This is a genomic window from Leisingera daeponensis DSM 23529 (genome assembly GCF_000473145.1).
Lineage (GTDB): Bacteria > Pseudomonadota > Alphaproteobacteria > Rhodobacterales > Rhodobacteraceae > Leisingera > Leisingera daeponensis.
This window is the reverse complement of the sequence record NZ_KI421502.1, coordinates 25512-50811: the sequence shown is the minus strand read 5'-3', so window position 1 is coordinate 50811 and position 25300 is coordinate 25512. Positions and strand designations below refer to the sequence as shown.

Annotated in this window: 24 protein-coding genes; 18 read left to right on the top strand and 6 right to left on the bottom strand. The window is 66.8% G+C overall.

Features of this window, described 5'->3' with window-relative positions; all coding sequences use genetic code 11:
• The first annotated feature begins 300 nt into the window (after positions 1–300).
• From DAEP_RS0120400 to hutU, 5 genes are all read left to right on the top strand, one after another.
• Positions 301–1614: an MFS transporter gene (locus DAEP_RS0120400; protein ID WP_027245997.1), complete on the top strand. Its 1314-nt coding sequence runs from the start codon at positions 301–303 to the stop codon at positions 1612–1614.
• Positions 1615–1731: 117 nt separating this feature from the next.
• Positions 1732–2940: an imidazolonepropionase gene (gene hutI / locus DAEP_RS0120395; RefSeq protein ID WP_027245996.1), complete on the top strand. Its 1209-nt coding sequence runs from the start codon at positions 1732–1734 to the stop codon at positions 2938–2940.
• Complete coding sequence (hutH, locus tag DAEP_RS0120390) at positions 2937–4460, top strand: histidine ammonia-lyase (RefSeq protein WP_027245995.1); 1524 nt, start codon at positions 2937–2939, stop codon at positions 4458–4460. Before hutI ends, hutH begins: the two co-directional genes overlap by 4 nt.
• Entirely contained in the window at positions 4457–5239 is a 783-nt protein-coding gene (gene hutG / locus DAEP_RS0120385) for an N-formylglutamate deformylase (RefSeq protein WP_027245994.1), read from the top strand. The genes hutH and hutG overlap by 4 nt, the downstream gene beginning before the upstream one ends.
• On the top strand, positions 5236–6918 hold the full coding sequence (gene hutU, locus DAEP_RS0120380; RefSeq protein WP_027245993.1) for a urocanate hydratase: 1683 nt from the start codon (positions 5236–5238) through the stop codon (positions 6916–6918). The genes hutG and hutU overlap by 4 nt, the downstream gene beginning before the upstream one ends.
• A gap of 88 nt (positions 6919–7006) precedes the next feature.
• On the opposite strand, the gene DAEP_RS0120375 is transcribed toward hutU, so the two are convergent.
• From DAEP_RS0120375 to ugpB, 5 genes are all read right to left on the bottom strand, one after another.
• Positions 7007–7948 carry a glycerophosphodiester phosphodiesterase gene (locus DAEP_RS0120375; RefSeq protein WP_027245992.1) on the bottom strand — a complete coding sequence of 314 codons (942 nt, stop codon included), beginning with the start codon at positions 7946–7948 and terminating at the stop codon, positions 7007–7009.
• Positions 7948–9003: a sn-glycerol-3-phosphate import ATP-binding protein UgpC gene (locus tag DAEP_RS0120370; RefSeq protein ID WP_027245991.1), complete on the bottom strand. Its 1056-nt coding sequence runs from the start codon at positions 9001–9003 to the stop codon at positions 7948–7950. Before DAEP_RS0120370 ends, DAEP_RS0120375 begins: the two co-directional genes overlap by 1 nt.
• A 13-nt stretch (positions 9004–9016) precedes the next feature.
• Entirely contained in the window at positions 9017–9868 is an 852-nt protein-coding gene (gene ugpE, locus DAEP_RS0120365; RefSeq protein WP_008558167.1) for a sn-glycerol-3-phosphate ABC transporter permease UgpE, read from the bottom strand.
• Positions 9868–10749: a sn-glycerol-3-phosphate ABC transporter permease UgpA gene (gene ugpA / locus DAEP_RS0120360; RefSeq protein ID WP_008558267.1), complete on the bottom strand. Its 882-nt coding sequence runs from the start codon at positions 10747–10749 to the stop codon at positions 9868–9870. Before ugpA ends, ugpE begins: the two co-directional genes overlap by 1 nt.
• 72 nt (positions 10750–10821) lie before the next feature.
• On the bottom strand, positions 10822–12123 hold the full coding sequence (gene ugpB / locus DAEP_RS0120355; RefSeq protein ID WP_027245990.1) for a sn-glycerol-3-phosphate ABC transporter substrate-binding protein UgpB: 1302 nt from the start codon (positions 12121–12123) through the stop codon (positions 10822–10824).
• Positions 12124–12261: 138 nt separating this feature from the next.
• On the opposite strand from ugpB, the gene DAEP_RS0120350 reads away from it, so the two are divergent.
• Positions 12262–13179, top strand: coding sequence for a LysR substrate-binding domain-containing protein (locus DAEP_RS0120350; protein ID WP_008558299.1), 918 nt, complete (start codon positions 12262–12264; stop codon positions 13177–13179).
• A gap of 11 nt (positions 13180–13190) precedes the next feature.
• On the opposite strand, the gene DAEP_RS0120345 is transcribed toward DAEP_RS0120350, so the two are convergent.
• A complete protein-coding gene (locus tag DAEP_RS0120345; protein ID WP_154665123.1) occupies positions 13191–13865 on the bottom strand; it encodes a GntR family transcriptional regulator in 675 nt (224 codons plus the stop codon).
• 119 nt (positions 13866–13984) lie between these two features.
• Between DAEP_RS0120345 and DAEP_RS0120340 the strand changes: the two genes are divergently transcribed.
• The 12 genes from DAEP_RS0120340 to DAEP_RS0120285 all read left to right on the top strand — a co-directional run bounded on the left by DAEP_RS0120340 (position 13985) and on the right by DAEP_RS0120285 (position 25300).
• A complete protein-coding gene (locus tag DAEP_RS0120340) occupies positions 13985–14587 on the top strand; it encodes an amino acid synthesis family protein (protein ID WP_008558169.1) in 603 nt (200 codons plus the stop codon).
• The gene (locus DAEP_RS0120335) at positions 14559–15362 is read left to right on the top strand and encodes an alpha/beta fold hydrolase (RefSeq protein WP_027245988.1); all 804 of its coding nucleotides are present in this window, start codon (positions 14559–14561) and stop codon (positions 15360–15362) included. Before DAEP_RS0120340 ends, DAEP_RS0120335 begins: the two co-directional genes overlap by 29 nt.
• Complete coding sequence (locus tag DAEP_RS0120330; RefSeq protein WP_027245987.1) at positions 15359–16285, top strand: flavin reductase; 927 nt, start codon at positions 15359–15361, stop codon at positions 16283–16285. The genes DAEP_RS0120335 and DAEP_RS0120330 overlap by 4 nt, the downstream gene beginning before the upstream one ends.
• The gene (locus DAEP_RS0120325; protein ID WP_027245986.1) at positions 16282–17319 is read left to right on the top strand and encodes an LLM class flavin-dependent oxidoreductase; all 1038 of its coding nucleotides are present in this window, start codon (positions 16282–16284) and stop codon (positions 17317–17319) included. The genes DAEP_RS0120330 and DAEP_RS0120325 overlap by 4 nt, the downstream gene beginning before the upstream one ends.
• A gap of 11 nt (positions 17320–17330) precedes the next feature.
• Entirely contained in the window at positions 17331–18794 is a 1464-nt protein-coding gene (locus tag DAEP_RS0120320) for an aldehyde dehydrogenase (RefSeq protein WP_027245985.1), read from the top strand.
• A 193-nt stretch (positions 18795–18987) separates the two neighbouring features.
• Positions 18988–20262 carry a flavin-containing monooxygenase gene (locus DAEP_RS0120315; RefSeq protein WP_027245984.1) on the top strand — a complete coding sequence of 425 codons (1275 nt, stop codon included), beginning with the start codon at positions 18988–18990 and terminating at the stop codon, positions 20260–20262.
• Positions 20263–20329: 67 nt separating this feature from the next.
• Positions 20330–20746, top strand: a complete 417-nt coding sequence (locus DAEP_RS0120310; protein ID WP_027245983.1) for a RidA family protein — start codon at positions 20330–20332, stop codon at positions 20744–20746.
• Positions 20747–20867: 121 nt separating this feature from the next.
• Positions 20868–21542 carry a DUF1028 domain-containing protein gene (locus DAEP_RS0120305; RefSeq protein ID WP_027245982.1) on the top strand — a complete coding sequence of 225 codons (675 nt, stop codon included), beginning with the start codon at positions 20868–20870 and terminating at the stop codon, positions 21540–21542.
• 133 nt (positions 21543–21675) lie between these two features.
• Positions 21676–22650 carry a LysR family transcriptional regulator gene (locus DAEP_RS0120300; protein WP_027245981.1) on the top strand — a complete coding sequence of 325 codons (975 nt, stop codon included), beginning with the start codon at positions 21676–21678 and terminating at the stop codon, positions 22648–22650.
• 126 nt (positions 22651–22776) lie between these two features.
• Positions 22777–22983, top strand: coding sequence for a dodecin (locus DAEP_RS0120295; protein ID WP_008558291.1), 207 nt, complete (start codon positions 22777–22779; stop codon positions 22981–22983).
• Entirely contained in the window at positions 22976–24127 is a 1152-nt protein-coding gene (gene argE, locus DAEP_RS0120290) for an acetylornithine deacetylase (RefSeq protein WP_027245980.1), read from the top strand. Before DAEP_RS0120295 ends, argE begins: the two co-directional genes overlap by 8 nt.
• A gap of 270 nt (positions 24128–24397) precedes the next feature.
• A complete protein-coding gene (locus tag DAEP_RS0120285) occupies positions 24398–25300 on the top strand; it encodes a complex I NDUFA9 subunit family protein (protein ID WP_027245979.1) in 903 nt (300 codons plus the stop codon).

Sequence of the window (25300 nt, the reverse complement as noted above, 5' to 3'; positions counted from 1 at the left end):
GATGATGCGCGCCCTGCCCGCGGTCCTGCTGACCTCGGCTCGCATCGTCTGCCTATGAAAAATTGTCAGCTGACAATTCCGGCTGTTTCTGGCGGCGCCTGCCGCTCACACGGGTCATTCCCAAGCGGTTTCGCAGCCAGCCGCCGCCCGCGCTCAGCGCCAGCACACGCTTGGACTCCAATAATTGTCAGCTGACAATTTTTCTCTGCCGCGGCGTTCCGGTGGTCCGGGCCGTTGCTTTTGCCACTGGCCTCCGGCCACAGTGGCGGCAACGCTCCCAGCCCGAGGACCCAGTGGCCCATGCTCTCCATCCTGAAGAACCGGACTTACCGGCATCTGTTCCTGGCCCAGATCGTGGCGCTGACCGGCACCGGCCTGGCGACCGTGGCGCTTGGGCTGCTGGCCTTTGACCTGGCGGGCGACCGCGCCGGGCTGGTGCTGGGCACCGCGCTGACGATCAAGATGGTGGCCTATGTCACCGTGGCCCCGATCGCGGCCGCCTGGGCGGAACAGGCGGACCGGCGGACAATGCTGATCGGCTTGGATCTGGTGCGGATGGCGGTGGCGGTTTGCCTGCCGTTCGTCAGCGAGGTCTGGCAGGTCTATGTGCTGATCTTCGTGCTGCAATCCGCCTCTGCCGGGTTCACGCCCGCGTTCCAGGCCTCGATCCCCGATGTGCTGACCGATGAGAAGGAATACACCCAGGCGCTGTCGCTGTCGCGGCTGGCGTTTGAGCTGGAGAGCCTGGCCAGCCCGATGCTGGCCGCGGCGCTGCTGCTGGTGGTCAGTTCCGGCACTCTGTTCTGGGGCACCGCGGCGGGGTTCGCCGGATCGGCGCTGCTGCTGCTGACAATCGTGCTGCCGTCGCCCGCGCCCAAGGCGCCGCGCCCGGTCTGGGAGCGCACGACCCGCGGCATCCGCAATTACCTCAAGACACCGCGGCTGCGCGGGCTTCTGGCGCTGAACTGGGTGGTGTCGGCCATCGGCGCGATGGTGATCGTCAACACGGTGGTGCTGGTGCGTGCGGGCATGACCCTGCCTGAAAGCTCCGTCGCGCTGGCGCTGGCGGCGTTCGGCGGCGGCTCGATGCTGTCGGCCATGCTGCTGCCGCGGCTGCTGGAGCGGCTGCCGGACCGGACCGTGATGCTGGCCGGGGCAGGGCTGGGCATCGCCGCCATGGCCATCCTGGCGCTGGCGGCCTTTGCCGCGCCGCTGACCTTTGCACGGCTGGCAATCGGCTGGGCGGTGATCGGCGTTGGCTGGTCGGCGGTGCTGACGCCCTCGGGGCGGCTGCTGGCGCGCTCGGCCCATGCGGCGGACCGGCCCGCGATCTTTGCCGCGCAGTTCACCCTGTCGCACGCCTGCTGGCTGCTGTTCTATCCGCTGTCGGCCTGGCTGATGGCCGCCTGGGGCGGGGCGGCAGCGATGCTGGTGCTGGCGCTTCTGGCCGCAGCAGGGCTGTTTGCCGCACAGCGCCTGTGGCCCCGCGACAGCGCCGCACCGGTTGCGCACAGCCATCCGGATTTGCCAGCCGACCATCCGCACCTGCGGGGGGCCGCGCCGCACGCGCATCCGATCATCATCGACGATCTGCATCCGCGGTATCCCCGCTAAAGGGGGGGCAGGCTGCGGCCGGAAGCGCACGCGGTCTTGCGATTTTATGACTAGACATAATATCCTAAATGAGTAGCTTAATGCCAAACCAGCACCACAGCGACTCGGGGGGATTCCGTGACAGGGAACTACGTTCTGACAGACGCCCGGCTGGCCACGATGGCCGGTTCAGACACGCCTTATGGCCTGATTGAGGACGGGGCCGTCGCGGTTTCGGACGGCAGCATCGTCTGGGCCGGGCCGCGGGAAAAATTGTCAGCTGACAATTTTCCGTGGGAGCAGCGCAGCCAGGGCGGGCGGCTGGTCACGCCGGGTCTGATCGACTGCCACACCCATATCGTCTTTGGCGGCAACCGCGCGATGGAGTTCGAGATGCGCCTCAATGGGGCGTCTTACGAGGAAGTCGCAAGGGCAGGGGGCGGCATCGTCTCCACCGTGTCGGCCACCCGCACCGCATCGCAGGAGGATCTGGTGCAGGGCGCGCTGCCGCGGCTGGATGCGCTGATCGCCGAGGGCGCAACCGTGGTAGAGGTGAAATCCGGCTACGGGCTGGATCTGGACACCGAACTCAACATGCTGCGCGCCGCCCGCCGTCTGGGGGAATTGCGCCCGGTGACGGTCAAGACCACCTTCCTTGGCGCCCATGCCACGCCGGGCGAGTACAAGGGCCGTGACGATGCCTACATCGATCAGGTCTGCATCCCCGCCCTGCGCGCCGCCCATGCGGAGGGGCTGGTGGATGCGGTTGACGGCTTCTGCGAAAACATCGCGTTTTCCCCTGCGCAGATCGAACGGGTGTTCAAGGTGGCGCAGGAACTGGGCCTGCCGGTGAAACTGCACGCCGAACAGCTGAGCCACCAGGGCGGCACCAAGCTGGCCGCGGACTACGGCGCGTTGTCAGTCGATCATGTGGAATACGCCACCGGGGACGATGCCAGGGCGATGGCCGCCGCGGGCTCCGTCGCGGTGATCCTGCCCGGCGCCTTCTACACCATCCGCGAAACGCAAGCGCCGCCGATTGAACATTTCCGCGCCCACGGCGTGCCGATGGCGCTGGCGACCGACTGCAACCCCGGCTCCTCGCCGCTGACCTCCTTGCTGCTGACCATGAACATGGGCTGCACCCTGTTCCGGATGACCCCGGAGGAGGCGCTGGCAGGCGTCACCCGCAACGCAGCCCGTGCGCTGGGGCTGGCGGACCGGGGACAGATCGCTGCCGGTATGCGCGCCGATCTGGCGGTCTGGGACGTGGAAACGCCGGCTGAGCTCGCCTACCGCATCGGCTTCAACCCGCTTTACACCCGTATCTATGAGGGAAAACGATGATCGAGATGATCCCCGGCACGGTAACGCTTGCCACGCTGGAAGATATCTACCGCAACCTGACCCCGGCCAAGCTGGATGCCTCCGCCCGCGAACCGGTGGAGGCCGCTGCGAAAATGGTGGCGGATGCCGCTGCCGGTGAGGAGGCCGTCTATGGCATCAACACCGGTTTCGGCAAGCTTGCCTCGACCAAGATCGCACCGGCTGACACTGCCACGCTGCAGCGCAACCTGATCCTCAGCCACTGCTGCGGGGTAGGGGAGGCGCTGCCGGAGGACAAGACCCGGCTGATGATGACGCTGAAGCTCTTGTCGATGGGCCGCGGCGCGTCGGGCGTGCGCTGGCTGGTGATCGAGCAGATCGAGCAGATGCTGGAACGCGGCGTCGTGCCGGTGATCCCGTCGCAGGGCTCCGTCGGCGCTTCCGGCGATCTGGCACCGCTGGCGCATATGGCGGCGGCGATGATCGGGGCAGGGGAGGCCACATTTGAGGGCACCCGCATGTCCAGCGCGGATGCGCTGAAAAAGGCCGGGTTAGAGCCTATTGTGCTCGGCCCCAAGGAAGGCCTGGGGCTGATCAACGGCACCCAGTTCTCCACCGCCTGCGCGCTGGCCGGGCTGTTTGACGCCTGGCGCATGGCAGAGGCCTCGATGGCGATTGCATCGCTCACCACCGACGCCATCATGGGCTCCACCGCGCCGCTGGTGGCCGACATTCACACCCTGCGCGGCCATGCCGGGCAGATCGACGTGGCCCGCGAGATGCGCGCGATCATGGACGGATCGGAAATCCGCGAAAGCCACCGCGAGGGCGACACCCGGGTGCAGGATCCCTATTGCATCCGCTGCCAGCCGCAGGTGGTGGGCGCGGCGCTGGACGTGCTGCGGATGGCCGCCAAAACGCTGGAGATCGAGGCCAACGCCGTCACCGACAACCCGCTGGTGCTGGTGAACGAGGGGCGCATCGTCTCCGGCGGCAATTTCCATGCCGAATACGTGGGCTTTGCCGCCGACCAGATCGCGCTCGCCGTGGCCGAGATCGGCGCCATCGCGCAGCGCCGGGTGGCCTTGATGGTGGACCCGACCCTCAGCCACGACCTGCCGCCCTTCCTGACGCCCGATCCGGGCCTGAACTCCGGCTTCATGATCGCCGAGGTGACCACCGCCGCGCTGATGAGCGAAAACAAGCATTTGGCGAATCCTTGCGTGACGGATTCAACCCCAACGTCAGCAAACCAGGAAGACCACGTGTCGATGGCCGCCCACGGTGCGCTGCGGCTGGGACGGATGAACGCCAACCTCTCGGTGATCCTGGGCGTCGAAATGCTCTGCGCCGCGCAAGGCGTCGAGGCGCGCGCGCCTCTGCAAACCTCTGCCCGCCTGCAGGACGTTCTGGCGATGCTGCGCAAGGAGATCCCCGCGCTGGCGGAGGACCGTTACCTGGCGCCGGATATTGAGGCTGCCAGCGCCATGGTCCGCGCAGGCCGCGTCGCGGACGCCGCGGGCGTCAAGGTGGCGGCATGATCGGCGTCACCCAAGGGTCATCGCCGCTGGTGCTGGGGCTGCCCCACACCGGCACCGATGTGCCGCCGGAGATCTGGGAGTGCCTCAATGAGACGGGCAGGGCGCTGGCCGACACCGACTGGCATATCCATGACCTGTATTCCGCGCTGGTGGAGGAGGTAACAACCGTGCGCACCCCCATCCACCGCTATGTGATCGACGTGAACCGCGATCCCGCCGGTATCAGCCTCTATCCCGGGCAGAACACCACCACTCTGGTGCCGATGACCGATTTCGACGGGCTGCCTGTCTGGCAGGAGGGCAGGGAGCCGGATGAGGCGGAAATCACCCGCCGCCGCGCGGCCTATCACGCGCCGTACCACACGGCGCTGGCGGCAGAGCTGGAGCGGGTGAAGGCACTCCACGGCTTTGCCATCCTCTACGATTGCCACTCGATCCGCGGCGACATCCCGTTTCTGTTCGAGGGCCGCCTGCCGGATTTCAACGTCGGCACCAACATGGGCGAAACCTGCGATCCTGCCATCGAGGCGCTGACCGTGGCCCATTGCGAGGCGGCGGAGGGCTATACCTCCACCCTCAACGGGCGCTTCAAGGGCGGCTGGACCACCCGCCACTACGGGCGGCCCGGCGAAGGCTATCACGCCATCCAGATGGAGCTGGCGCAGGCCACCTACTGCCAGGAAAGCCCGCCCTGGACCTATCTGCCGGAGCGCGCGGAAGCCCTGCGCGCCCATCTCACCAATATTCTCACCGATCTTCAGACCTGGAGGCCCGCATGAGCGATCCCCGCAAGAACACCCGCGACATCTTCCCGCCGACCGGCACGGAGCTTAACGCCAAGTCCTGGATGACCGAGGCGCCGCTGCGGATGATGATGAACAACCTGCATCCGGATGTGGCCGAAAACCCGCATGAGCTGGTGGTGTACGGCGGCATCGGCCGCGCCGCGCGCACCTGGAAGGATTTCGACATGATCGTCGAGACCCTGAAAAACCTTGAGGAAGATCAGACCCTTATGGTTCAGTCGGGCAAGCCCGTGGGCGTCTTCCAGACCCACAAGGACGCGCCCCGCGTGCTGATCGCCAACTCCAACCTGGTGCCGCATTGGGCCAACTGGGACCACTTCAACGAGCTCGATAAGAAGGGCCTGATGATGTACGGCCAGATGACGGCCGGCTCCTGGATCTATATCGGCACGCAGGGCATCGTGCAGGGCACTTACGAGACCTTTGCCGAGGCCGGCCGCCAGCATTACGGCGGCGACCTCAAGGGCAAGTGGATCCTGACCGGCGGCCTCGGCGGCATGGGCGGCGCGCAGCCGCTGGCCGCTGTCTTCGCCGGTGCCTGCTGCCTGGCGGTGGAGTGCAACCCGGACTCCATCGACTTCCGCCTGCGCACCAAATACCTGGACGAGAAGGCCGAAACCCTGGACGAAGCGCTGGAGATGATCGAGCGCTGGACCGCGGCGGGCGAAGCGAAATCCGTGGGCCTTCTGGGCAACGCGGCAGAGATCTTCCCCGAACTGGTGGAACGCGCCAAGGCGGGCGGCATCCGCCCCGATATCGTGACCGACCAGACCTCTGCCCACGACCCGGTGAACGGCTACCTGCCGCTGGGCTGGACCATGGGCGAGTGGAAGGAGCGCCGGGTCTCCGAGCCGAAAGCGGTGGAAATGGCCGCCCGCGCCAGCATGCGCGTGCAGGTGAAGGCGATGTGCGATTTCCACGCGATGGGCGTGCCGACGGTGGATTACGGCAACAACATCCGCCAGATGGCGCTGGAGGAGGGGCTAGAGAACGCCTTTGACTTCCCCGGTTTCGTGCCCGCCTACATCCGCCCGCTGTTCTGCCGCGGCATCGGCCCGTTCCGCTGGGCCGCACTCTCGGGCGATCCGGAGGATATCAGGAAGACCGACGCCAAGATGAAGGAGCTGTTCCCCGAGAACGAGGGACTGCACCGCTGGCTGGACATGGCGCAGGAGCGGATTGCCTTCCAGGGCCTGCCCGCGCGGATTTGCTGGATCGGGCTTGGCGACCGCCACAAGGCGGGCCTCGCCTTCAACGAGATGGTCCGCACTGGCGAGCTGAAGGCGCCGGTGGTCATTGGCCGCGACCATCTGGACTCGGGTTCCGTCGCGTCCCCGAACCGCGAGACCGAGGCGATGATGGACGGCTCCGACGCGGTGTCCGACTGGCCGCTGCTGAACGCGCTCCTCAACACCGCCTCCGGTGCGACCTGGGTGTCGCTGCACCACGGCGGCGGGGTCGGCATGGGCTTCTCGCAGCATTCCGGCGTGGTGATCTGCTGCGACGGCAGCGAGGACGCCGCGCGCCGGATCGGCCGCGTGCTGTGGAACGACCCGGCCACCGGCGTCATGCGCCATGCGGATGCGGGGTATGAGATCGCCAAGGACTGCGCGCGCGAGCATGGTCTGAACCTGCCCGGTATTCTGGGCTGACCTGGAAACGGCTGAAATCCGGCGCGGATTTCAGCCCTGAAAAATCCGATTTTTCAGGGCCGTTTCCCTTGCAGGGAAACGGCTTTTTTCAGTCTGAGCGCCAGTGCAGCCCGTGCATTAGCAACTGCCGCTGCACCCGCCCCGGAAAATCGGTGCAGATGGCATCGACGCCAAGGGCGATCATCCGGTCGATGTCTTCCGGCTCATTCACCGTCCAGACCACCGTCACCAGCCCCAGCGCCCGGGCGCGGGCCAGCGAGTCTGCCGTGATATCCAGAAAATAGGGGCACCAGAACTGGCCCTTGGCGGCAGCCACCCGGTCCGGCAGGTCAATGGCGCTGAAGCCCGCCACCGGGTTCACCGCCTTGGAGGAATCCTCGCCCGCGTCGTCGTCGTTCTCCGGCAGCTGGGTCAGGAAGGAGGCAGGCATTTCCGGGGCGATCCGCTGGCAGTCTGTCAGCAGATCCCAGTCGAAACTGTGCAGCACCGTGCGCGGCTGCATCCGGGCCTGGCGCACCTCTGCCACCACTGCCTCCACCAGTTTGCGGCGCGCGGCGGTGTCGCCGATCAGGTCCGGATCGGACTTGATCTCCAGCAGCAGATGCACGTTCTGATGCTCGGGCCGCTGCAGCAGCGCCAGCAAGTCCGCAAGCCGGGGAATGCGCACGCCGGTCAGAAACGCCTGATCCGGGAACCGCTGGCCATAGACGCTGCTGCCGTCCAGCCCGCCCGCGTCATAGGCCTGCAGTTCGGCGTAAGTCAGAGACGCCACCTTGGGTTCCTCCCCCTGCAGCCAGCAGCCATCGGCGCCGCGGATCATCGACCGGGTGAGGCGGTGGTTGTGGGTGATCACCGGGACGCCGTCGCGGGTGGCAGTCACGTCCAGCTCTAGCAGCTCCACCCCGGCGGTCAGGGCAAACGCAAAGCCTTCCATCGTGTTTTCCGGCAGCACGCCGCGGGCGCCGCGGTGGCCGATCAGGCGGATCACGCCCGGCCGGGCGGCGAAGGCGGGGATTTGGGGGTACTGCATCAGCCTTCCAGACGTTTGCCGGTGGCGGGATCGAACAGGTGGGTCAGCTCCGGCGCCACGGAAAAGCGGCGGATGCTGCCGGTGCCGTCATTGGCATGGCCCGGCACGCTGGCGGTGATGCTGAGATCGGTGCCCGGCAGGCGGCCGTGGATCAGGGTGTTGGCGCCCAGCTGTTCCAGCAGCTCCACCTCGATGGCGATGGGGCCTGCGGGGTCTTGCATCAGGTGTTCCGGGCGCAGGCCCAGGGTGGCGGTGCCGCTGCGGGCAGAGGCCACCGGCAGCACGCTGCCGCCGGGCAGGGCGGCCTGGCCGCCGCTGAGGTCCGCCGGGAAGAAATTCATCGCCGGGCTGCCGATGAACCCCGCCACAAACACCGAGGCCGGGCGGTCATAAAGCTCGATCGGGGTGCCGAACTGCTCCACATAGCCGCCGTTCAGCACCATCAGCCGGTCGCCCAGCGTCATCGCCTCGACCTGATCGTGGGTCACGTAGATCGACGTGACCCCCAGCCGCTGCTGCAGCTTGCGGATTTCCAGCCGCATCTGCACCCGCAGCTTGGCGTCGAGGTTGGACAGCGGCTCGTCGAACAGGAACACCTGCGGGTCGCGCACGATGGCGCGGCCCATGGCAACCCGCTGGCGCTGGCCGCCCGACAGCTGGCGCGGCTTGCGGTCAAGGTATTGCCTGATCTCCAGGATCTCCGCCGCCTCCTCGACGCGGCGGTTGATCTCGTCCTTCGGCAGTTTGCGGATCTTCAGGCCATAGGCCATGTTCTGGCGCACCGACATATGCGGATAAAGCGCGTAGTTCTGGAACACCATGGCGATATCGCGCGCCGAGGGTTCCAGCTCGTTCACCCGGCGCCCGCCGATGGCGATTTCGCCGGAGGTGACGCTTTCCAGCCCCGCCACCATCCGCAGCAGCGTGGACTTGCCGCAGCCGGAGGGGCCGACGATGACGATGAACTCGCCATCCCTGATGTCGCCTTCGATATGGTGCAGCACCTCGGTCGGGCCGTAGGATTTCACCAGGTCTTTGAGTTGAATATCAGCCATTATTCGGCGCGCCTTACTTATCGGTTTCCGTCAAGCCCTGCACAAAGAGCTTTTGCATTGCGATGACCACGAACACCGGCGGGATCATCGCCAGAAGGGCCGTGGTCATGATGATGTTCCACTGCGGGCTTTGCTCCGCCGCCTCCAGCATCTGCTTGATCGACATCACGATGGTGGTCATCGAGGTGTCGGTGGTGATCAAAAGCGGCCAGAGGTACTGGTTCCAGCCGAAGATGAACAGGATCACGAACAGCGCCGCGATGTTGGTGCGCGACAAGGGCAGCAGGATATCAAAGAAGAACCGGAGCGGCCCGGCGCCGTCGATGCGGGCGCTTTCCAAGAGCTCATCCGGCACCGTCAGGAACACCTGGCGGAACATGAAGGTCGCGGTGGCCGAGGCGATCAGCGGGACCGACAGGCCCCAATAGCTGTTCAGCATTCCCAGGTTGGCAACCACCTCGAAGGTCGGCAGGATCCGCACCTCGACCGGCAGCATCAGGGTGATGAAGATCATCCAGAAGAAGGTCATGCGGAACGGGAACTTGAAGTAGACGATGGCAAAGGCCGACAGCAGCGAAATCGCGATCTTGCCGGTGGAGATCATCAGCGCCATCGCCAATGAGTTCAGCAGCATCAGCCAGACCGGCGCGGTTTCGGTCCCGCTGAGGCCGGAGCCGAACAGGGTCTGCTTCATGTTCACCAGGAAATGATCGCCGGGCCACAGCGGCAGCGGCGCCTGGTTCATCCGCAGCTGGTCGTGGGTGGCGGCGACAAAGGTGATCCACACCGGCAGCGCGATCGCCAGAACCCCAAGGATCAGCACCAGATGGGTGAGGAAGGCGGTAAGGGGGCGGTTTTCGACCATCAGTATGCCACCTTTCTTTCAACAAAGCGGAACTGGACCACGGTCATGGCGATCACCAGCACCATCAGCACAACCGACTGCGCGGCAGAGCCGCCGAGGTCGAGGCCGACAAAACCGTCGTTGAACACCTTGTAGACCAGAATGGTGGTGGAGGTGCCGGGGCCGCCCTGGGTCACGGCGTGGATGATGCCGAAGGTCTCGAAAAAGGCATAGACCATGTTGATCACCAGCAGGAAGAACGTGGTGGGCGAGATCAGCGGGAAGATGATGGTCCAGAACCGCCGTGCCGGGCCTGCGCCGTCGATGGCGGCGGCCTCGATCACGGAATTGGGGATCGACTGCATGGCGGCAAGGTAGAACAGGAAGTTATAGGCGACCTGTTTCCACGCCGCGGCCAGGATCACCAGCGCCATCGCCTGGGTGCCGTTGAGGTAGTGGTTCCAGGTGATGCCCGCGAATTCCAGGAAATAGGGGAAGATGCCAAGGGTGGGGTTGAACATGAACACCCACAGCGCGCCCGCCAGAACCGGCGCCACCGCATAGGGCCAGATCAGCATGGTGCGGTAGAACATGGCGCCGCGCACCACCCGCTGGGCAAAGCCCGCGAGGATCAGCGCAAAGCCCATCGACAGCGCCGCCACCAGCAATGAGAACACCGCGGTGCGCTGGAAACTGGCCAGATAGTGCGGGTCGGTGGCGAGAATCTCGAAATTCTCGAACCAGACGAATTCGGTGCCAAGGCCAAAGGCGTCCTCGATCAGGAACGACTGATACATCGCCTGGCTGGCAGGCCAGAGGAAGAACACCAGGGTAATGGCGATTTGCGGCGCAACCAGCAGGTAGGGCAGCGCCGAGGTTGGGAAATGCACCCGTTTGAGCATGAAGGACCCCAATCAGGAAAATGGCCCTGCCGCCCGGGGAAGGGGCGGCAGGGCCGGGGCGTCAGGGAGGGGTTACTTGGCGGTGCGCTCGAACTTGCGCAGCAGGTCGTTGCCGCGCTCAACCGCGGCGTCCAGCGCCTCCTGTGCGGTTTTCTCGCCGCCCCACAGCGCTTCCAGCTCCTCGTTGATCACGTCGCGGACCTGAACGAAGTTGCCATAGCGCAGGCCGCGGCTGTTGGCGGTGGGGGTGTTCAGGCTGAGCTGCTTGATCGCGGTGTCGGTGCCCGGGTTGCTGTCATAGAACCCCTGCTCCTTGGACAGCTCATAGGCTGCCGCGGTGATCGGCACGTAACCGGTCTCCTGGTGCCACCAGGCCTGCACCTCGGGCGAGGACAGGTAGCTGAGGAACTTGGCGGTGCCCTTGTATTCCTCCTCCTCGTGGCCGGCCAGCACCCACAGGGTCGCGCCGCCGATGATCGAGTTCTGCGGCGCGTCGGCCACGCCGGTGTCCAGCGGCAGCATGGTCTGGCCGAATTCGAACCCGGCCTGGTCCTTGATCGAGCCGTAATAGGCCGAGGAGTTCATCCACATGCCGCATTCGCCGTTGGTGAACAGCGGCAGGCTGTCGCCGCGGCGGCCGCCATAGACGAACAGGCCGTCCTTGCCCATCGACGCGACATCATCCAGGCGCGCGGCCAGCTTGTCGTTGTTGAAGGTCAGTTCGGTGTCAAAGCCCGCAAAGCCGTTTTCCTGGGTGCCGGTGGGCAGGTTGTGCCAGGCCGAGAAGTTCTCGATCATCACCCAGGACTGCCAGCCGAAGGACAGGCCGCATTTCATGCCGTTGCCGACCAGCTTCTGCGCCGCGGCTTTCACCTCGTCCCAGGTTTCGGGCACCTCGGCGCCGGCCGCGTCCAGCGCGTCCTTGTTGTACCACAGCACCGGGGTGGAGCTGTTGAAGGGCATCGACAGCAGCTCGCCCTCGGGGGTTTCGTAATAGGACACCACGGCGGGCAGGAAGGCGTCGCCGTCAAACGGTTCGCCTGTGTCGTTCATGAGCTGTTCGACCGGGTAGATCGCGCCCTTGGCGGACATCATGGTGGCGGTGCCGACCTCGAAGACCTGCACAATCTGCGGGTGTTCCTTGGCGCGGAAGGCGGCAATCGCCGCGGTCATGGTCTCGGTGTAGTTGCCCTTGTAGACGGGCACGACCTTGTAGTCGTCCTGAGTGGCGTTGAAGTCTTCGGCGATCTTGTTGACGCGCTCGCCATTGGTGCCGCCCATGGCGTGCCACCACTGAATTTCGGTTTCTGCAAATGCGGTGCTGCCGGCGACGGCCAGAATTGCCGAGGCGCAGAGCAAGGATTTAACGGACATGAGCTTCTCTCCCAATGTTGGCTCTGCAAAAGCTTTTGTCCGGCGAAGGGAATAATTCAAGCAAAAGTTTTTTGACAAAAATCATAACATCATGTTATGCCGCGGCCAGTTCACCCCCGGCAGAAGGCCGCTAAACCCTTGAAATTCAGTCTCAGACAGCTCGAGGCCTTTCAGGCCGTGGCCCGCAGCGGCTCTGTCACCCGGGCGGCGGAGACGCTGGGAATCTCGCAGCCCGCCGCCAGCCGGCTGCTTTCGGATTTTTCGAAATCGGTGGCGGTGGAGCTGTTCACCCGGCAGGACGGGGTTCTGATTCCCACCAGCGAGGCGCGTTACCTGCTGTCCGAGGTGGGGCGCGTGTTCGACAGCCTGAACCACCTGGAAGAGCTCAACCGCGACTTGACGGAGCGCACCGCCGGGCACCTGCGCATAGCCTGCCTGCCGGGGTTCGCCACAGCCCTGCTGCCCAAGCTGCTGGCCCGGTTTCTGGAGCACCGCCCGGGCGTGCGGCTGACGCTGGAGCCGGACCGGCCGGAGCGGATTTTGGAGTGGATCATCGGCGAGCAGTATGACTGCGGCATCACCGACGGTTTTGCCGCCCATCCGGCCGTGGAAAACATCGACATCCCGATCCGCACCGTCTGCGTGCTGCCCGAAGCGGATCCGCTGGCAGAACAGGATGTTATCACGCCCCGCGATCTGCAGGACCGCAAGATCATCCACACACGGCGCGACAGCCCGTTTTACCGCAAGCTGCACAAGGCGTTTTCCGAAGACGGGGTGGAGCTGAACAGCTGGATCGAGGTGCGCCAGTTCTCCACCGCCTGCATTATCATCAGCCAGGGGCAGGGCGCCTCGGTGGTGAGCGCACTGGACGCCGAGCAGTTCCGCGGCCAGGGGATCGCCATTGTGCCGTTTGCGCCGGAGCTGCACCACCGGCTGTCGATACTGCGGCCGGTGTCGGGCAGCCGCTCGCTGCTGGCGCTGGATTTCCTGGACGCCTTTGTCGACAGCCTGAAACCTTTCCGCGCCGGTCCGCACCAGCCGCCGCAGATCTGAGGCCGGACCGGTTACGCCTGGTTCAGCAGCCGCTCGGCAGTGTGCTTGGCGTCGTCCAAGTGCTGTTCGATGGCGGCCTGCGCGGCCCGGGCATCGCCGGACACGATGGCGGCGCAGATCTCCTGCATATGGGCGGGGCCGGGTTTCTGGCGGTCCGCAGTCGACAGCGTCACCGCCCGCAGGCGGCTGATGCGGCCGTTAAGACGCTGGGCGATCTCCCAGGCGACAGTGTGGCCCGCGCCTTCGAAGATGATCCGGTAGAACTCCGTCGTGGCGCGCAGCATCGGGCCGGGCACGCCTGCCGCCACCGCCTCTTGCAGCTTCTGCAGCGCGGCCTTCAGCTGTTCTGCCAGCGCTGGCGTGATGTGCTGCGCGCAGGCGGTGGCGGCGGCGGTCTCCAGCATCTGGCGGATGTCGTAGATCTGCCGCGCGTCCTCCCAGGTGAGCTGCGCCACGATCGGGCCCTTGCCGGGCAGGATCTCCACCAGCCCCTCCGCCTCCAGATAACGGATGGTCTCGCGCACCACGGTGCGGCTGACGCCCAGCTGGTCGCACAGGGGCCGCTCCACCAGACGCGCGCCGGGGGCAAACTGGCCGGAGATGATCGCCTCCCGCATCCGCTCCTGCACGATGTCGCGCAGGGTCTGCGGCGGGTGGTCGATCTTGCTCATCACAGGCTGGTTCATTGGGCTGGTCATGTGACCTCCGATAGCAACAGGGGAAGGGCGGAACAAGGCTGCATTGACATACTGTATGATGGTATACCATATTACGGCAACTGGAATCAGACAGGAAAGACCCACCCATGCCCGCCGAGATCCGCAAGACGCTGCTGCATGTCGAAGAAACCCTGATCGAGGGCGGCAAACCGGCTGAGGTGCCGCTGAAGATGATTGCCGCCGTGGCGGTGATCAAAAACCCCTGGGCGGGGCAGGGGTTTGTCGAGGACCTGCGCCCGGCCATCCACGATTGCGCGCCGGGTCTGGGGGCCAGGCTGACCGCGATGATCCTGGAGGCCGCAGGCGGCGGCGACCGGGTGGAGGGCTACGGCAAATCCGCCATTGTCGGTGTGAATGGCGAGGTGGAACATGCTTCTGCCCTGATCCACACGCTGCGCTTCGGCAACCACTTCCGCGAGGCGGTGGGGGCGAAGTCCTACCTTGCCTTCACCAACACCCGCGGGCCGGCCAATGCGCCCTTGCAGATCCCGCTGATGGACAAGAACGACGGCGGGCGGCGCAGCCATTACCTGACCATTCAGCTGTCGGTGGCCGATGCGCCGGGGCCGGATGAGATCGTGATCGCGCTGGGGGCCTCCATCGGCGGGCGGCCGCATCACCGCATCGGCGACCGCTATCAGGACCTGAAGGAACTGGGCCATGACGCCGACAACCCTGCCGCCGTCTGAGCCTTACGGCACCGTCACCTGCCAGCGGGCGGGGCGTGGCGATCCGGTGGTGCTGATCCACGGGGTCGGGATGCAATCGGCGGCCTGGGGGCCGCAGTTTGACGCGCTCTCGAACGCTCACGAAGTAATCGCGCTGGACATGCCCGGCCACGGCGGCAGCGCGCCGCTGCCGGAGGGCGCGGAGCTGCCGGACTATGTGGCGTGGCTGCATGAAGTGCTGACGGCGCTGGATCTGGGGCCGGTGTCGCTGGCGGGTCATTCCATGGGGGCGCTGATTGCCGGCGGCTATGCGGTCTGCCATCCTCAGAATGCGGCCCGCGCGGCGCTGCTGAACGGGGTGTTCCGCCGCTCAGCCGGGGCACGGGCTGCGGTGGAGGCACGCGCCGCCGAAATCCGGGCGGGGAGCTTTGATCTGGAAACGCCGCTGGCGCGCTGGTTCGGGGAGAGTGAGGCAGACCAGAGCGCACGGGCGCAGGTCGCGGAATGGCTGTCTGCCGTGAACCTTCAGGGCTACGCCGCCGCCTACACCGCCTTTGCCCGCGGGGACAGCACCTATGCGGATGGCTTTGCGGGCATCCGCTGCCCCCTGCTGGCGCTGACCGGCGATGGCGATCCGAACTCCACGCCCGCGATGGCTGAGGCGATGGCCGCTGCCGCGCCGCGGGGACGGGCGGTTGTCATTGAGGGCCACCGGCATATGGTCAACCTGACTGCGCCCGCCGCGGTCAACGCCGCGCTGCGGGACTGGCTGAACACGGAAGGGGAGCCGTCATGAGCGATATCGACCCGAGATCCCTGCGCAACGCCTTCGGCACCTTCATGACCGGCGTCACAGTGGTGACAACGCATGACCCGGAGGGACACCCCATCGGCTTTACCGCCAATTCCTTCACCTCCGTGTCGCTGGATCCGCCGCTGGTGCTGGTCTGCATTGCCAATTCCTCCAGCAACTACGCCGCATTTGAAACGGCCGCAGGTTTTGCCGTGAACGTTCTGGCGGAGGATCAGAAGGATGTCTCCAACACCTTCGCCCGCCCTGTCGAGGACCGCTTTGCTGCCGTCGCTTGGCAAAAGGGGCCGCAGGGCAGCCCGGTGTTCGAGGGCGTTTCCGCCTGGTTCGACTGCTCCATGCATAACCGGGTGGAGGCGGGCGACCACCTGATCCTGATCGGCAAGGTGGAGGCGTTTGAGACCTCGCCCGCGCCGGGACTGGGATACGCCCGCGGTGCCTATGTGACGGCGGCGGCGGAGGCGGAGGCGCTGAGCCAGGGCGCCAAGCTCATTGTCTCGGCATTGATCGAGCATGAAGGCAAGGTGCTGCTCATGGGCAACGGCCAGGGCAAGCTGACGCTGCCGGAAACCCGGGTCGGGAAGGAGGGCGCCTCAGCCGCGCTCGCCCGGCTGATCGCGGACACCGGCGTCGCGGCGGAGCCGGGGTTCATCTATTCCGTTTTCGAGGACAAGGCGCGCGAACATCAGCACATCTCGTTCCTGTGCCAATCGGCCGGCGGCACACCGGCCAAGGGGGTTTTCACCCAGCTCAGCCAGACCACGCTGATGGACATCGCCGACGCGGCGGTCTGCACCATGCTGGAACGGTTTGCCAGTGAAAGCCGGATGGGCAATTTCGGGGTGTATTACGGCAATCAGACCAGCGGGCAGGTTCGGCCCGTTGCCACAGGGAGCAAGGGCGCATGAAGTTTTCCCTCTTTGCGCATATGGAGCGGATTTCCGCGGCGGACGACCAGAAGCAGCTTTATGACGAGTTCATCCAGCTTTGCAAAATCGCCGATGACGGCGGGATGCACGCGGTCTGGACGGGCGAGCATCACGGGATGAACTTCACCATCTCGCCCAACCCGTTCCTGAACCTCATTGACGTGGCGCGGCACACCAGGAATGTGCGTCTGGGCACCGGCACGGTGATTGCGCCCTTCTGGCACCCGATCCGGCTGGCCGGTGAGGCGGCGATGACCGACATTATCACCAATGGCCGTCTGGACCTGGGCATCGCGCGCGGCGCCTATTCGTTTGAATATGAGCGGATGATGCCCGGCATGGACGCCTGGGAGGCCGGCCAGCGGATGCGGGAGCTGATCCCGGCGGTGAAGGGGCTGTGGCAAGGCGATTACGCGCATGAGGGGGAGTTTCACGCCTTCCCGAAAACCACCTCCTCGCCCAAGCCGTTGCAGGAAAACGGCCCGCCGGTCTGGGTCGCGGCGCGCGATCCCAACAGCCACGAGTTCGCTGTCGCCAACGGCTGCAACGTGCAGGTGACGCCGCTGTGGAAGGGCGATGCGGAAATCGCCGACCTGATGGGCAAGTTCAACGATGCCTGCGCCAAGCATTCGGATGTCCCCCGGCCCAAGATCATGCTGCTGCAGCATACTTATGTGGCCGACAGCGCGGCGGATGTGAAACGCGGCGCGGAGGAGCTCAATCGCTTCTACTGCTACTTCGGCGCCTGGTTCATGAACCAGCGCGAGGTCAGCCAGGGCCTGATCGACCCGTTGAGCGATGAGGAAATCGCTGCGCATCCGTTCTACTCTCCCGAGGCGATGGAGCGCGATCTGGTGATCGGGGAACCGGCGGCGGTGATTGAGCGTCTGAAGAAATACGAGGCGCTGGGGTATGACGAATATTCGTTCTGGATCGACTCCAGCATGAGTTTCGAGCGCAAGAAAGCCTCGCTTGAGCGGTTCATCACGGATGTGATGCCGGCGTTTCAGTAAGGGAGCGGCAGATGCAGACCTTCCAGCAGTATATTGGCGGGGCGTTTGAGGACGCAGGCGAGACCTTTGCCAGTCTCGATCCGGCCACCGGCAAAGCCTGGGCATGGATGCCAAGCGCTTCGGCGGCGGATGTGGACCGGGCGGTTCGGGCCGCAGAGACTGCATTCTTCTCACCCGAGTGGGCGGGCATGAGTGCCACCCAGCGCGGCAAGCTGCTGATGCGGCTGGCCGATCTGGTGGCGGAAAATGCGCCGCGTCTGGCGGAGCTGGAAACCCGCGACACCGGCAAGATCATCCGCGAGACCTCGGCCCAGATCGCCTATGTGGCGGAATACTACCGCTATTACGCGGGGCTGGCGGACAAGATCGAGGGCGCGCATCTGCCGATCGACAAGCCGGATATGGAGGTCTGGCTGCGGCGCGAGCCGGTGGGCGTGGTGGCCGCCATCGTGCCGTGGAATTCGCAGCTGTTCCTGTCCGCTGTCAAAATCGGCCCGGCGCTGGCCGCGGGCTGCACGGTGGTGCTGAAAGCGTCTGAGGACGGTCCCGCGCCGATGCTGGAGTTTGCCCGGATCTTTGATCAGGCGGGTTTCCCGCCCGGTGTTTTGAACGTGATCACCGGCGGGCCGGAGGCGGGGGCGGCGCTGACCCGCCACGCATCGGTCGCGCATGTCGCCTTCACCGGCGGGCCGGAAACCGCGCGGCACATCGTGCGCAATTCGGCGGAAAACCTCGCCTCCACCTCGCTGGAGCTGGGCGGCAAGTCGCCCTTCATCGTGTTCGACGACGCCGATCTGGAAAGCGCGGTGAATGCGCAGGTGTCGGGGATCTTTGCCGCCACCGGGCAAAGCTGCGTCGCCGGATCGCGGCTGGTGATCCAGAGGGGCATCAAGGATGCGTTTCTGAAGCGGCTGAAGGAAAAGGCCGAAGCGGTGGTCATCGGCGCGCCGGATGACATGGCGACCGAAGTAGGGCCGCTTTGTACCCTCAGACAGCGCGACCATGCGCTGCGGCTGATTGCGGCGTCGGTAGAGGCGGGCGCGAAGCTGGTCACCGGCGGCACCGTGCCGGAGGGGGAGGGGTTCTATTTCCCGCCCACGGTGCTGGACTGCTCTGACGCGCCGGGGGCGCCCTGCCTCAGCACCGAATTCTTCGGACCCGTCCTGTCAGTGGTGGCGTTCGGGACCGAGGCGGAGGCGGTGGAGATTGCCAACAGCACCGCCTTTGGCCTCGCCTCGGGCGTGTTCACCCGGAACCTGACCCGCGCGCACCGGATGATCCGGGGCATCCGGGCCGGGATCGTCTGGGTCAACACCTACCGCGCGGTCAGCCCGGTTGCGCCCTTTGGCGGCCACGGGCTGTCCGGTCACGGGCGCGAGGGCGGGCTGCAGGCGGCGCTGGATTACACCAGGGTGAAGTCGGTCTGGCTGCGCACCAGCGACGATCCCATCCCCGATCCCTTCGTGATGCGCTGACGGCCGTGCGCCGGGCGGAGGATCCATGCCGCGGCGTCCTGCAAGTCTCTGCGAACAAGGGAAACTCCTTGCTTAGCCAAAAGCGAAGCAGCAGTTCGCCATGCAATTCTTTGCCTTGGCCCCGCGATGTGGAAATGCTGCCGGAACAGCGCGGCGGGGCAGCAGCCCGCGCGGGATCGCAGGGGGGGCGGATATGGCGGCAGAAACGATTGACACGCTGGTGGTTGGCGCAGGCCAGGCGGGCATCGCCATGAGCGAGCATCTGAGCCGCAACGGCGTGCCGCATCTGGTGCTGGAAAAGAACCGCATCGCCGAGGCCTGGCGGACCGGCCGCTGGGATTCCCTGGTGGCCAACGGCCCGGCCTGGCACGACCGCTTTCCCGGCCTCGAATTCACCGGCACCGACCCGGAGGCGTTTGCGGGCAAGGACCGGGTGGCAGACTATTTTGCCGAATATGCCGAACGCATCAGCGCGCCGGTCCGCACCGGGGTGGAGGTGCTGAAGGCAGAACGCCTCGACGGCAGCGGCAGGTTCCGGGTGGAGACCTCGGACGGGGTGATCGAGGCGCAGCGCATCGTCGCCGCCACCGGCGCGTTTCAGCATCCGGTGATCCCGCCGCTGGTGCCGGACGGGGCCGGCGTGCATCAGCTGCACTCCTTCCGCTACCGCAACCCCGGGCAACTGCCGGACGGCGCGGTGCTGGTGGTGGGGGCGGGCTCCTCCGGCGCGCAGATCGCCGATGAGCTGAACCGCGCGGGCCGCAAGGTCTATCTGTCGGTGGGGCCGCACGACCGGCCGCCGCGGCGGTACCGGGGACGCGATTATGTCTGGTGGCTGGGGGTGCTGGGCCTGTGGGACGTGGCGGCGCAGGACCCGGGCAGGCAGCATGTGACGATCTCCGTCAGCGGCGCCTATGGCGGGCGCACGATGGATTTCCGCCGTCTGGCGGGCGAGGGCGTGACCCTCTTGGGGATGACCGAAGCCTTTGAGGGCGGGGTGCTGGCCTTTGCGGGCGATCTGCAGCAGAACATCGCCAATGGCGATGCCGATTACCTGAAGATCCTCGACCTCGCCGATGCCTATGCGGTGCGCAACGGCCTGGATCTGCCCGAGGAGCCGCAGGCGCGCGCGGCCTTCCCCGACCCGGAGTGCCTGACCCGGCCGCTGCGCGCGCTGGACCTGGAGGCGCAGGGCATAACCACTATTCTCTGGGCAACCGGCTTCCGGCAGGATTTCTCCTGGCTGAAGGCGGATGCGTTTGACGATCAGGGCCGCCCGCAGCACCAGCGCGGGGTGTCGCGCGCGCCGGGCGTCTATTTTCTGGGCCTGCCCTGGCAGTCGCGGCGCGGCTCGACCTTTATCTGGGGCGTCTGGCATGATGCCAGCCATGTGGCGGACCAGATCGCCATCCAGCGCCAGTATGAAGGCTACCGCGGCCCTGCCGGGCGCCGCGCGGATCAGGATTGAGGGCGGGCTCCGCCCCATCCGCTGCAACAGGCAGTTTGCCTGCCAGCCGTCACGCCAGGAGGACACCATGGCCCATACCCGTATCCGCAAGTTCAACACCAGGGACACCTACCCGGAACAGAACCTGGACAACGACCTGTGCCAGGCGGTTGTGACCTATGGCGGCAAGACCGTCTATCTGCGCGGCCAGTGCCCGCAGAACCTGGATGATGCGAAGACCATTGCGAGCCACGATCCGGTGGAGCAGACCCGTAAGGTGATGCAGAACATCCAGCAGCTGATCGGGGAGGCGGGCGGCTCGATGGAGCATCTGGTGAAGGTGGTGGTCTATATCACCGACGTGCGCCACCGCGAGGCGGTCTACCGCACCATGGGCGAATACATCAAAGGGGTGTATCCCGTAAGCACCGGGCTGGTGGTGCAGGCGCTGGCGCGGCCCGAGTGGCTGGTGGAGATCGACGCCACGGCGGTCATTCCGGACTGATCCGGAAGCGCGAAGGGGGCTGTCTGCCCCCTCTTGAGCCTGCGGCTCAATTCACCCCTGAGGATATTTCCGGCCAGATGAAGAACGGATCATCTCCAGCGGCTGGTGAGGAGGAGAGACGATGACATTTTCGCTTGTGGCGCGCTGTGCGGACAGCGGCATGTTCGGGGTGGCGATCGCGTCGTCGTCGCCAGCGGTGGCGGCGCGCTGTTCCTTTGCCCGGGCGGGCACCGGCGCGGTGGCGAGCCAGAACGTGACCGACCCCAGCCTGGGGCCTTTGGCGCTGGACCTGATGGAACAGGGCATGAGCGCGGCTGAGGCCCTGCGGGAATTGCAGCGGCGCGGCAGCTTCATGGAATACCGGCAGGTGCTGGCGGTGGACAGCACGGGCGGCACCGCCATTCATTCCGGGGCGAACGCGCTGGGGATCTGGGCGCAGGCAGAAGGCCGGGATGTGGCCTCGGGCGGGAACCTCTTGGCCAACGGCGGGGTGTGCCAGGCGATCGCGGAGGGGTTTCAGGCGGCAGGGGGGCATCTGGGCGGCCGGCTGATTGCCGCCTTGCGCGCCGGGCTGGCGGCGGGCGGCGAGGCCGGGCCGGTGCATTCCGCGGGGCTGAAGCTGGTCGGCAAGGTGAGCTGGCCGGTGGCCGACCTGCGCTGCGACTGGACGGAGGACTGCCCGGTGGAGGCCGTCGCCGCCGCCTGGGACATCTACGAGCCGCAGCTGGACGCCTATGTCCAGCGCGCCCTCGACCCGCGGGCGGCTCCGTCCTACGGGGTGCCCGGCGACGAATGACAGGCGGCGGGGGGCGGGGCTGTGCGGGCGCGCGCGGCCCCTGTCCTTGCCCCTGCCGCGGACGTAGACTGCGCTGAAAACCGCCCGGATCAGGGGTGCGCCCTGATCCGCCAAGCCCCCGGAGAGCCTGACCTTGCCTTTCAGATACACGCTGCGCCAGCTTGAGTATTTCGTGGCCGTGGGGGAAGCGGGGTCGATCGCGCTGGCCTCGGAGAAGGTGAATGTGTCCTCGCCCTCGATCTCGGCGGCGATTGCGCAACTGGAGCAGGAATTCGGCCTGCCGCTGTTTGTCCGCCGCCACGCGCAGGGGCTGGCGCTGACGCAGGCGGGGCGGGTGATGCTGGCGCAGGCCCGCTGCGTGCTGCGCGAGGCCGCCCGCATGGGCGAAATCGCGGACGGCATCTGCGGCCAGGTGCGGGGGCCGCTGGCGGTCGGCTGCCTGCTGACCTTTGCCCAGGTGGTGCTGCCTGCGGTGCGGCGCAGCTTCGAGGACCGCTATGGCGAGGTGACGGTGCGCCAGATCGAGCTGGATCAGGCGGCGATCTTCAGCGGCATCCGGCGGGCGGAGCTGGACATCGCGCTGACCTATGACCTGGATATTCCGGCCGATCTGCGCTTCATCCCCCTGGCGGAGCTGCCGCCCTACGTGCTGGCGGGCGAAGACCATCCGCTGGCGGATCTGCCGGAGATCACGGTGGAGGCGCTCTGCGCCCATCCGATGGTGCTGCTGGATCTGCCGTTCAGCGCGGATTATTTCCTGTCGTTCTTCCAGCAGGCCGGGATCACGCCCAACGTGGCGGAGCGCACCCGCGACATGGCTGTGATGCGCAGCCTGGTGGCCAATGGCTATGGCTATTCGATTGCCAATATCCGCCCGGTCAACGACCGGTCGCCGGATGGCAAACCGCTGAGGTTCATTCCGCTGAAGGGGGATCTGCGCCCGATGCGGATTGGGTTGCTGATGGCGCCGGATGCGGAGCAGTCGAGCACCATCCGCGCCTTTGCCGGTCACTGCGCGGAGCTGGTGACGGACGGCGCGCTGCCGGGGTTGAACGCTGCGCCGCCGGGGCAGGCCGCAGCACCGGGGGGGCAAGGCTGGGGCCTGTGAGGCGGAATGGCTGGACGCAGGCGGCAAATCCGTCACACTGGCTGGCGCTGAACGGGCCGGCACCGGCGCTGCGCCGCAGGTGCGGCGCGCCATTGCCGGGCTGGCCGCAGAGTGAGGAGAAACGTGATGAGTGACGCCATTTACAAGACGGTTGACGTGGTGGGCAGCTCCGCCAGCAGCATCGAGGATGCGGTGAGCGGCGCGATTGCCCGGGCCGCCAAGACCATCGACCACATCAACTGGTTCGAGGTCGGCGAGATCCGCGGCCATGTCGAGGACGGCAAGATCGCCCACTATCAGGTCGGGCTGAAGATCGGGTTCCGGCTTGACTGACCTTGCCGGGACACTGGAGATCCTGGAGCGGCTGACCGCCTTTGACACGGTCAGCCGCAACTCCAACCTGGACCTGGCCGCCTATGCGGAGAGTGTTCTGGCCGGGCATGGCTTTCGGGTGACGCGCCTGCCGTCGCCCTGCGGGCGCAAGACCGGGCTTTATGCGGAAACCGGCCCGGCGGGGGCGGGGGTTCTGCTGTCGGCGCATACCGATGTGGTGCCGGCGGACGGGCAGGCGTGGACCCGCGACCCCTTCCGCCTGACCCGCGAGGGCGCGCGCGTCTATGGCCGCGGCACCACCGACATGAAGGGGTACGCCGCGAGCGTTCTGGCGCTTGCCGGGCGGGCGGCGGCGGCTGAGCTGAAGGAGCCGCTGAAGATCGTGCTGTCTTATGACGAGGAGATCGGCTGCGTCGGCATTCAGCAGATGCAGGACCGGCTGGCGCCGCTGGCGGGCCGCCCGCGCGCCTGTATCGTCGGCGAGCCGACGCAGATGCAGGTGGCCACTGGCCACAAGGGCAAGGCCGCGCTGCGCGCCGTCTGCCGCGGCCGGGGCGGCCATTCGGCGCTGGCGCCGGAGTTCACCAACGCCTTGCATCTGGCGGCGGATTTCCTGGCGGAACTGCGCGCGCTGCAGGCGGATTTCGCCGCCAATGGCGCGCGGGATGCGGCCTATGACGTGCCTTATACCACGGTGCATGCCGGGAAGCTCTCCGGCGGCAGTGCGCTCAACATCGTGCCGGACCGGGCCGAGCTGGCGTTTGAATACCGCCATCTGCCCGCCGACCGGCCCGGGGACATAATGGCCCGCATTCGGGCGGCGGCGGACCGGGTTGCCGCCCGCTACCCGGCACCGGAGGCCGGCATCGAGGTGCAGCAGGACAGCGCCTATCCCGGTCTCGGCACGCCGCCGGACAGCCCGGTTGCGGTCTATGCCCGCGCCCTCGCCCGCAGCCCCGGCTGCACCAAGGTGGCGTTTGGCACCGAGGCCGGGGTCTTTGACCGGCTGGGCATTCCAACCGTGGTCTGCGGCCCGGGGTCGATGGCGGGGCAGGGGCATCAGCCGGACGAGTATCTGGAGCTGAGCCAGCTGGTCGCCTGCGATGCGATGATGGACCGGATCCTGGCGGATCTGACGGTCTGAGGCCGGTGTCCGGGAGGGCGGTCCTGACCGCGCGCCAGCCTGGCGGGGTGCCTAAAATTTTACCGGAGTTGTCAGCTGACAATTTGCCCGCCGCCTGCCGCGCCGCACGCGGGCTGGCGATGGCGCCGGGGCGGCGCACTTGCTGCCGCCGGTGGCGCGGGCGGGCGGGCGCGCTATGTGGTAGCGCTGCTAGGGGTTGGTCCGGCGGGCGGTTGCTGCCGGGCGGGCAGGCCTGCGCCGCTGACGCAGGCTTACGCGGGGCGAAACGCCATGAAGACCAGCGTGCGGAATGTGATCGTGCTTGGCGGCACCGGGTTTCTGGGCCAGCGGGTGGTGCGCCGGCTGCAGGACCGCGGCTGCCCTGTCAGTGCCGGAACCCGGTTTCCGGAGGCCGCCGCCTCCTATCGCAGCTGCTGGGACCGCGGGGTCCGGCTGGTGGGGATGGATCTGGCGGACCCGGACACCCTGGCCCGGGCGCTGGAAGGCGCCTCTGCCGTGGTCAACTGCATTGGCTTTTACGCCGAGACCCGCCAGCAAAGCTTTCAGGGCGTTCATGCCGAGGGCGCCCGCCGGATTGCCCGGCTGGCGCGTGACGGCGGGGTGCAGCGGCTGGTCCATATCTCCGGCATTGGCGCCAGCCTGCAATCGCCCTCGGCCTATGTGCGCGCCCGTGCCGAGGGCGAGGCCGCCGTGCGCAGCGTCTCTCCGGGCGCCGTGATCCTGCGGCCCAGCGTGATGTTCAGCCGCAGCGGCGCCTTCTTCGGCGACCTGCAGAAGATTGTCGACCGCCTGCCGGTGATCCCGCTGTTCGGCAACGGGCGCACGCGGCTGCAGCCGGTCTGGGCGGGCGATGTGGCGGAGGCCGTCTGCCGCCTGCTGGATGGCGCGCGGGCGCCGCGTAAGGTGTTTGAGCTGGGCGGGCCGGATGTGTTCACCTACCGGCAAATCCTGCGGCGGCTCGCGGTGCGGTCGGGGCGCCGCCGCCTGCTGGTGCCGGTGCCCTTTGCGCTGTGGCGGGCGGGGGCTGTGCCGCTGTCGCTGCTGCCGCATCCGCCGGTGACGCGGGCGCAGATCGCCCTGATGGAGCATGACAATACGGTGGGGGAGGCAACGGCGGGATTTGCCGATCTCGGGATCACGCCGCAGTCCGCCATCGCCATGGGGCTGGTCTGA